Annotated in this window: 3 protein-coding genes and 2 pseudogenes; 3 read left to right on the forward strand and 2 right to left on the reverse strand. The window is 55.4% G+C overall.

Annotated features, from left to right (window positions below; translation table 11 throughout):
• On the forward strand, window positions 1-446 hold a 446-nt coding region (locus ABRA89_RS20100; protein WP_349943286.1), incomplete at its 5' end, for a hypothetical protein.
• A 163-nt stretch (window positions 447-609) separates the two neighbouring features.
• On the opposite strand, the gene ABRA89_RS20105 is transcribed toward ABRA89_RS20100, so the two are convergent.
• Both ABRA89_RS20105 and ABRA89_RS20110 read right to left on the reverse strand, forming a co-directional pair.
• Entirely contained in the window at window positions 610-2,367 is a 1,758-nt protein-coding gene (locus tag ABRA89_RS20105) for a hypothetical protein (RefSeq protein ID WP_349943287.1), read from the reverse strand.
• A gap of 18 nt (window positions 2,368-2,385) precedes the next feature.
• Window positions 2,386-2,871: a hypothetical protein gene (locus ABRA89_RS20110; RefSeq protein WP_349943288.1), complete on the reverse strand. Its 486-nt coding sequence runs from the start codon at window positions 2,869-2,871 to the stop codon at window positions 2,386-2,388.
• 285 nt (window positions 2,872-3,156) lie between these two features.
• Between ABRA89_RS20110 and ABRA89_RS20115 the strand changes: the two are divergent.
• Together ABRA89_RS20115 and ABRA89_RS20120 are read left to right on the forward strand one after the other, a co-directional pair.
• Window positions 3,157-3,531: pseudogene (locus tag ABRA89_RS20115) on the forward strand (helix-turn-helix domain-containing protein); the annotation flags it as partial.
• 66 nt (window positions 3,532-3,597) lie between these two features.
• Window positions 3,598-3,912: pseudogene (locus ABRA89_RS20120) on the forward strand (HigA family addiction module antitoxin).
• The last annotated feature ends 268 nt before the right edge of the window (window positions 3,913-4,180 follow it).

Raw genomic sequence — 4,180 nt, forward strand, 5'->3', positions numbered from 1 at the left:
CCTCCTGCTCCTTCAAAACGCCGATGATCTGTTCTTCAGAAAAACGCTTTCGCTTCATGTCGTCCGTCCTCAATGGGGAACGGACTCTAATCCAACGTGGAGGAAAAACTCAGTGGCAGGTCAATTATTGTCTGCAAAAAGGAGAAATCAATGGAGACCAGTGGCGTTCTGGACAGATGTTTGTCTGGGTATCTGGGTTTTTACTGCTTGGTATCACCCATATAAACGACCCACTAGAATACAATTCATTTGCTACAGAAATGTGTAAGGAATTGAATCGGCAAGTTTATTTCTGTGATTACGAGGTGAGATCAAGTTGGCTGACACCGGAGGCTGCGGCAGACTTGCTCGAAATGACTGTCAGCGACTTGCTCTCGAAAAATCCTGACCTCGTCAGGGGCGATCCAATCGGCCAGGGAGAGCGAATTCGTATCGATCGCCGATAAAATTACGCATCGCTGATGTAGTGAAAAGGGGCTAGCGTCATCGACGGTTAGCCCCTTTTTGTTCCGGCGGAAAGGCAGGACCGTCTATTTATAGACGCAAAGTCTGGTTTGCTGTCGAGACAGAATGGCCTCGGTCTTACCGATCGGCGTATCGCGCGGCGTTCTACGCCCCATATTCGAACCCAGCGAACTCGCGATCAACGAACCGGATCCTGACCTGACCGAGCCAGTTGGCTTCGTATGCCGGTGGTACATTGAGAAAATGGCCCATCAGATGAAGTGGTCGATAATCGGTTGCAAACACCCCAAGGTCGTGATCGTAGGCAAACCCGTAAGCCTCGGTATCGACAAATTCCGAGTCTTCCAGAGCCTGATCGAACATTCTCTCGCGATTGAGATCCTGCCGCGCGTTAATCTCGGGGAAGCCTTGAAAAACGGTCCTGGGTTCACCGGTTCTTGCGCTGTTTCGCGCGGCGTTATGGAGCGTTTCAACTGCAGCTGGATCCAGAGCAGAGAAAACGATGTCGCGACATTCCAAAAGTGTTGCACGATGTTCGGCCGACCATTCTTTTTCCTCGAGTACGGCCAGAAGCGTTGATGCGATCGCGGCCGTCATCGTCCTCTTCCGATCGCGCTGAAGCTTGCCGGCCCACACTGCGGCCTCAAGAAGATGAGCCATCGCCGGCATCTGTAGCTCGCAGATATCCGGATTGATAGATTGGGGGTCGACCCCTGAATAAAACGCCACGAGCGTTGCGTTGAGCGGCGTCAGGATATGATAGATCGCGTCGCGATATCGACGGTTTTCGAATTCGCGCAGAATTGGTGCCCTTCGATGATCCTCAAATCTGTTGGTGAGGTTCGCGATCTCGTCTCGGATGTTTTCGAGGTTCAGCTCTTCCTCAGGGGTCGGATGCTCCACCTGACGCAATGCCTGACACCGTGCGTTCAGCCGCCGCAGATCCTGGGACACGACCATTCTTTCATGATCGGCCAGGGCAGACGCGCTTCCTGCCAATCGAAGGGCGGTGACAACCTGCATCTGCCATGCCGCCAATGCCGGACCGTCGAATTCCTGCCCGCAGACCTCTTCGAATAGCGCGATCTCGGCATTTATTCGCTTGGTACAAGCCTTATAAAAACGGATCTTTTCGCCGTCTCTATCAAGCCGGTCGGAAGCAACAGTGCGCCTGAGGGTGCCGTCTTCATCGTGATACGAGATGTCGTAAAGCCAGTCGATATACCGGCGTCCCTGCTCCATTGCGGAGGCTAGGATGTAAGTGGGTGTTTCAATCAGAACACCGAGTTCCCGGTCGCCATCAAGAAGATGAAACAGCTGGCGCTCGTTGCCGATAGTGCCATCTTCCTGATCGACGAGCTCATAACCTAGAGCCTTCGATATAATACGGTCTGCATCCGTTGCGGCACGCTTTTCCAGCGTGCGACCGTCACCATCGTTTCTCTGCCTCGGGACTTCACGATACGATCGCCAGAGCGCCGATTTGACAAGGTTTCGGCCAAGGGCTCCATGGATGGCCGTCGCCTGGTCGAGCTGATGGCTGTTCTTCGATGTATGCTTCTTCCCCGGATCGATCGTCGTGAAAAATCCCGGCATGTACCACAGGATTCCGCCAGCCACGAAATGGCGTGCCTGCTCCCGATCAAGAGGAACGTCCCTGGCTTTCAGTCGATCGAGCGTTGTCAGTTCCGAGAGGGCGGGAAACCCGGTTTCCTGCTCGATGATGTCGCCGATATTGGCGAGGATCCGGGAATCTACTTCAAACTCTGAGTTCCAGAAGAGAAGGGAATGATCCCGGATTAGACGATGATCATGGATCGGGTGAACAAGCTCGTCAAATGTGAAATGACGCGTCGATCCATCATCGGCTTCGAACCGGGCAACAATCGTGTCTATTGGCATGGTTTTCACCTTTGATGCTCAGGAGCGTTTAATTCGGGCCAAGACGACGGCGAGATCGTCGGCGCTGATTTCCATGTCACCGCTCTTGCTGACGGAAGCGGGCGACGACGGTCGACGCGGTAGCGGCGTAAGGGCTTTTTGCATGTCGCCACGTGGCCGCCCTTGATCGGGTGGTTTCTTTTGCTGCGACGTCAGTTCGTCGGGAGACTCTTTTCCGCGGAAATGGCGTCGCGGTGTCGCCGTCTCATGTTTCCGCCCGGCCCTCACGAGACGCGAAACACTGCCACGGATCTGGTCTTCTGAAAAAGGCTGACCGTCAGATCGCCGGCCACCGGCCTTCGCGACGGCCCGGGCAATGCTACCCCAGTTCAGACCCTGGCTGCGAAATAAAGTAAGGCTATCAAGATGCTTGCGAAGAACCCGGTCGAGCGCGACGGCCTCGCCATCGACCACAAGATCGTCAGCAAAACGTTGAGCCCAGTCCTGTAGCGTTTCTCGTGCCATAGCCGTTCATAACGGCCACGAACTAACGCAGACCGAAGTAAATCGAGTCAATTCGAGGAATTTCGAAATGACCCGAAATGCCTCGGAAAAACTCATTCATACCTGTGCACCTGCAGTGCGGGCTTCAGGAGATGGCCGGTTGTCGCTGCCGGGTGGAAACTACCCAGAAGCGCCGTTTGAATCTTCCCCAGTTTGACGTTGCCGCCGGTCTTCCGGGGCGCGCCCCGGAAGACCGGCGGCGCGATGTCATCGATGCCGCTCCCGATGGTCGGGAGGGAGCATGCGGTGATCGATCTCGGGGAACTCATGATGATTTTGGAATTGCACCGGCAGGGCCTCACCGTGTCGGCGATCGCGCGTCAAAGCGGTCTCGACCGTAAGACGGTCCGCAAATACATCGAACGCGGCATGGAGGCTCCGGCCTACAGTCCGCGACAACCGCGGCAGACAGTGATTGATCCTTTCGCGGCCTATCTGCGTGAACGCGTCACCGCCTTTCGCGGCCTGACGGGCCGACGCCTTCTTCGAGAGCTGAAGGAACTCGGTTATTCCGGCGGCTACACCGCCGTCACCGACTTCCTGCGCGATGTTCGTCTGGCGCCGGTCAAAGGCTTCGAAGTTCGCTTCGAGACGTCGCCCGGCGAACAGGCGCAGGTCGAGATTGTCGATTATGACTGAGCCGACGCCGATCCGGCGGCCTGCCCAAGCCAGATAAGGAGCACCTGAATGGCCCGTCCTGCGATCCATCCTGGCGAAATTCTCGCGGAAAAACTCACTGAGCTCGGCGTTTCGCCAAGCGAACTCTCCCGGCAGATCAATGTCCCGCCCAATCGTGTTTCCTAGATCATCCATGGTCGTCGAGGAATCACAGGCGATACCGCGTTGCGCCTCGGCCATTGGTTCGGAATGAGCGCGCAGTTCTGGCTCAATCTCCAAAGCGCCTACGAGATCCGTTTGGCGGAGGATCGTGCTGGAAAAGAGATCGCACAACTTCGAGTGCGACCGGGTGTCAACGTAAGTGGTGCTGAAGTTTTGGTCTAAGAGCTAGATTCTGTTCAGAGATATCCAGCCGATGCAGTCGAAATGGTTCTCCTGCAAAGATGTTCAGATGGGCTGAAAGGAGACTATCCTTTTAGAATTAGCCCACAGCCAATGTCGAACCGGCGATATTGGACGTGCAAAACGCACTCTAGGGCCTGTTGAGATTCATCGCGAATTGACGACTGTCATGGAGAGGTAAAGCATGGCTGCGAAGTTGCGGTCCGTCTTCTCCGCTCGCATGGCGATGCCCTTGAATTCCTTGATCTTG

It is taken from the genome of Fulvimarina thalattae, from assembly GCF_040239565.1.
Classification (GTDB): domain Bacteria; phylum Pseudomonadota; class Alphaproteobacteria; order Rhizobiales; family Rhizobiaceae; genus Fulvimarina.